Raw genomic sequence first — 4,810 nt, forward strand, 5'->3', positions numbered from 1 at the left:
CGAGAACCTGACCTATATCGGATCCGCCAGCTTCATCGGCACCGGCAACGCGCTCGCCAACACGATCACCGGTGGCGCCGGCAATGATGTTCTGAACGGTGGGGGCGGTGCCGATACCCTGATCGGCGGTGAGGGCAACGACACCTATATCGTCGACAATGCCGCCGACATCGTCACCGAAGCTGCTGATGAGGGAACCGATACGGTTCGCACGACGCTGACGAGCTATACGCTTGGCAGCGATGTCGAGAACCTCACCTATATCGGCATCGGCACGGCAGCCTTTGTCGGAACGGGCAATGATCTCGACAACACCATTCTAGGCGGGGCAGGTGCCGATATCCTGGATGGGAAGGCCGGCGCGGACAGCTTGATTGGTGGTGCGGGCAACGACATCTATATCGTCGACAATGCCGGCGACGTCGTCACCGAAGCGGCCGTCGTCGGTATCGACACGGTTCGCACGACGCTGGCCGTCTACACACTAGGGGCGAATGTCGAGAACCTTCTCTATACGGGATCCGGCAGCTTCACCGGCACCGGCAATGCGCTCGTCAACACGATCACGGGCGGCGCCGGCAACGATCTTCTGGACGGCGGCGCCGGCAACGACACGCTGAACGGTGGTGCCGGCAACGACATCTATGTGGTCGACAGTGCCAGCGACGTCGTCAACGAGGCGGTCGGCGCCGGCACCGACGAAATCCGCACGGCGCTTGCGGCCTATTCGATCGCCGCATTGGTTAATGTCGAGAACCTGACCTATATCGGATCCGCCAGCTTCATCGGCACCGGCAACGCGCTCGCCAACACGATCACCGGTGGCGCCGGCAATGATGTTCTGAATGGCGGGGCAGGTGCGGATATCTTGATCGGCGGCACGGGTGACGACACCTATTTCGTCGACAATGCCGCCGACATCGTCACCGAAGCTGCTGATGAGGGAACCGATACGGTTCGCACGACGCTGACGAGCTATACGCTTGGCAGCGATGTCGAGAACCTCACCTATATCGGCATCGGCACGGTAGCCTTTGTCGGAACAGGCAATGATCTCGACAACGTGATCACGGGTGGCGCTGCCGCCGATACGATTTCCGGCGGCGCCGGCAATGACACGCTGAATGGCGGAGCCGGGGCGGATCGCTTGATCGGCGGGGCGGGCGACGACAACTATATCGTTGACAATGCCGGCGACCTCGTCACCGAGGTCGCCAATGAGGGGATAGACACGGTTCGCACGACCTTGAGTGCCCACACATTGGCGGCTAATGTCGAGAACCTCACCTATATCGGAATGGCGGCCTTTACCGGGGCAGGGAATCTGCTCGATAACGTTATCATCGGTGGTGTTGCTGCCGACAAGCTTATGGGTGCTGCGGGCAACGACACACTGATCGGCGGGGCTGGTTCCGACACGATGTTGGGTGGGATTGGAGACGATGTTTACGTCGTCGATATTGCGACCGACATCGTGATCGAGAATGCGAGCGAGGGGACGGACACGGTCAGGACGGCGCTTGTCGGCTATACGCTCGGCAACAATGTCGAGAACCTGACCTACACCGGATCCGCCAACTTCAGCGGCGCCGGCAATGGTCTCGCCAATACGATCACCGGCGGCGCCGGCAATGATGTGCTGAATGGCGGGACCAATGCGGATACCTTGATCGGCGGGGCTGGCCACGATATCTATATCGTCGATAATGCCGGTGACCTCGTCACCGAAGCCGCCAATGAGGGGACCGATACGGTTCGCACGAACCTGGCGAGCTATGTGCTTGCCGCCAATGTCGAGAACCTCACCTTTATCGGAACAGGGCCGTTTGCGGGCACGGGGAATGCGCTGAACAACGTTATCGTCGGTGGCAGTAGTTCTAATACGCTGACCGGTGGCGCCGGCAATGACACCCTCACGGGTGGCGCGGCAGCCGACCTCTTCGTTTATTCGGCGAACTGGGGCCACGATACGATCACGAACTTCGTGGGAACCGGCTCCGCACATGACGCGATCTCGATTGATCACGGCATCTTCGTCGACTGGGAATCGCTTTTTGCGGCAAGCGAGCAGTTCGGGAATGATACGATTATCATGGCCGATTCCGACAACACCATAACCTTGAAGAATGTCGCTCTTTCAAGCCTGCAGTCGTGGGACTTCTTGTTTGCTTAATCCTCGCTCGGACATTGCCGCGTCGCCACAGCATTTTGCTGACACCGCCCGCCAGCAACAGTCTGAGATCGCGGAGGGTGCCTCCCGCTGAAATGTCCGCAGTTGCCTTGGCTAATTCTGGGTAGTGACGACATGAACTTCCGGGGACATCATTGGGAGTGCCGCTGAAGCTTCGCCAGATGCTCGGCGCAAACCGTTTTGACCAGATCAAGCAATAAAGCGGTTTGTTGTGCGAGCCAGCCAAGTGCCTCCTCGCTGATCTCGAAATGCTTCGAATACCGCGCCTTCACATATGCCTCGTTCAGCGTGTTGAACCAGGCGCGCTCACGATGCTGATCACGAGGAAAGGCTTCGGCGAGACGTCGGACCTGCTCTTCGGCGAGTGAGCGGAGGAATTTGATGTTGTGCGACGGCGGGCCGTAATTAGTGAGCGTTAGCAGCACACAGGAGTAGGCCTGCTCGATGGATTGATGAAGCTCGAATGCTGCGTTTTCTGCAAAATCCCGCTCAATCGCTAGCGTTGCCATTTGGAGAAAGCGTGTGGCCGCCCGAAATCTTTGATCGAAATGTCCGTCCGCAAGTTTGAAAAGATCTGCCGGGGAAAGAGGTTTAGACTCCGCGAGCGGCTCATTATCGAGCTCGTAGAGAACAATGCCTTCCCTCCGGATGTCGGAAAAGAAGTACTGCCCTTCTTTGAGAAAGTTGTTCACCTCTCGAATGGAGTGGACGATGAAGCTTACCGGCGTTTCGATCGTCTTTTCGTGAATCAGCCGGTCCGCGGCCTTGTGCCAGTGCTCGGCGAAATGACAGAGCTTGCGGTTGTTGACGATGATGAGGAGATCGAAATCAGAACGATAACCCTTCATCGTGAAAGGTTCATCAACCCATCCACCCTTGGCGTAGGAGCCAAATAGGATAATCTTCAAGATCCGGCCGCGCTTTTTGAACTCGGCCGTACCGTCTTTCAGCGCATCCTCGAATTCCTCGTGGAGGATCTCCAGAACACGGCCAATCTCGCGTTGTTTGCGGAGTGGCATATGGTTGAGGGACGACTTCATAGCACCATCGATAGGCGAAAGATCCTGCACCGTCTACGACAAATTCTGTACGGCCAAGCCATTTCCTTAGGTCTCCAAACCGTCTTTTCGTCCGCTTGTTCGCTGGGTACCGCAACCCGCGGAGCTCAAAACAGGCAGTTCAAACCCCTGTGCGTTATACTACCTTGATTGAGGTAGTAAAATGACGTAGGTTGTGGTTCTCGAAAATTACACCGTGCAAGGAAAGGATTTGAAGACGTCGTCGGCGGGGCGGTGGCTCCTTCGGTCCGTCTATTCCGGTAGCGACGGGCTCGCTGGTGCAACTTGATTCAAGGGCAGGAGACATTAGTGGCGATCATGTTTGTGAGGGCGCAGGTGATCAGTAGGGGCGCGGGACGTAGCGTCGTCGCGGCCGCCGCTTATCGTCATCGCACACGAATGACGGATCGCCAGGTGGGCAGATCTTTCAGCTATCGCAGCGGAAGTCCTGAGCTGGCGCATGAGGAACTGGCGCTTCCTGAGCAAATTCCCGCTTGGCTGCGCGAGCTGATCGACGGCTATTCGGTCGCGAGGGCGAGCGAGGGACTGTGGAATGCCGTGGAGGCGTTCGAGTCGCAGGCCAACGCGAGGCTCGCCCGCGAGCTGATCATCGCGCTGCCAGAGGAATTGACGAGGGTGGAGAACGTCGCGCTGGTGCGCGAATTTGTGCGGGACACTGTTACCGCGACTGGGATTGTCGCCGATTGGGTTTATCATGACAAGGACGGTAATCCACACATCCATATGATGACTACATTGCGGGCGTTGACCGAAGATGGCTTTGGTCCGAAAAACTCTCCTGTTTTAGGGGAAAATGGGGAGCCATTACGTCGTAAGAACACCGGCAAGATCATCTATGAACGCTGGGCCGGCGACAAGGAAACCTTGAAGGCCTGGAAGATCGCCTGGGCGGAAACAGCCAATCGGCATCTGGCGCTCGCCGGTCATGAGATCCGCCTCGACGGTCGCTCCTATGCCGAGCAGGGTTTCGACGGTATCGCGCAAAGGCATCTCGCGCCGGAGAAGGCGGCATTGGCGCGAAAGAGGAGGGAGCTCTACTTCGCGCCAGCCGATCTCGCGCGGCGGCAGGAGATGGCCGTCCGGCTGCTGGCAGAGCCGGAGCTTTTGCTGAAGCAGCTCGGCAATGAGCGCTCGACCTTCGACGAGAAGGATATCGCCAGGGCACTGCATCGCTATGTCGACGATCCCTCGGACTTCGCCAATATCCGTGCCCGACTGATGGCGTCGGATGAACTGGTGATGCTGAAGCCGCAAGAGTTCGAGGGAGAAACGCTTAAGGTCTCAGACCCGGCAGTCTTCACCACTCGGGGCATGCTGCGCATCGAATACGACATGGCGCAGTCGGCGCGGGTTCTGTCGGAGCAAGCAGGCTTCGGCGTTTCGGCTCGTCAGGTCGATGCGGCGATCGAGCGCGTCGAGACCGGCGATCCCAAACATCCTTTTCGGCTCGATGCGGAACAGGTCGATGCCATCCGCCATGTCACCGGCGGCAGCGGCATTGCCGCTGTTGTCGGCCTTGCCGGCGCCGGCAAGTCAACGC

At 58.5% G+C, this 4,810-nt stretch carries 3 protein-coding genes; 2 read left to right on the forward strand and 1 reads right to left on the reverse strand.

The genetic code is table 11. From position 1 onward, the window contains the following. A partial coding sequence (locus tag FHT70_RS30335; protein ID WP_246721853.1) for a calcium-binding protein occupies positions 1 to 2,173 on the forward strand: 2,173 nt, incomplete at its 5' end. A 149-nt stretch (positions 2,174 to 2,322) separates the two neighbouring features. Here the strand turns inward: FHT70_RS30335 and FHT70_RS15845 are convergent. Next, positions 2,323 to 3,231 (reverse strand): nucleotidyltransferase and HEPN domain-containing protein, encoded by a 909-nt coding sequence (locus tag FHT70_RS15845; RefSeq protein WP_183702774.1) that lies wholly within the window; start codon positions 3,229 to 3,231, stop codon positions 2,323 to 2,325. Positions 3,232 to 3,558: 327 nt separating this feature from the next. Between FHT70_RS15845 and FHT70_RS15850 the strand changes: the two genes are divergently transcribed. Beyond that, the coding region (locus tag FHT70_RS15850) for a MobA/MobL family protein (RefSeq protein ID WP_183702777.1) at positions 3,559 to 4,810 on the forward strand (1,252 nt) is incomplete at its 3' end.

It is taken from the genome of Rhizobium sp. BK049 (assembly GCF_014193135.1).
GTDB lineage: Bacteria > Pseudomonadota > Alphaproteobacteria > Rhizobiales > Rhizobiaceae > Rhizobium.

Coding starts and splice junctions, on each gene's coding strand:
- FHT70_RS15845 (WP_183702774.1), bottom strand. CDS start 3,231: ATGAAGTCGTCCCTCAACCATATGCCACTCCGCAAACAACGCGAGATT.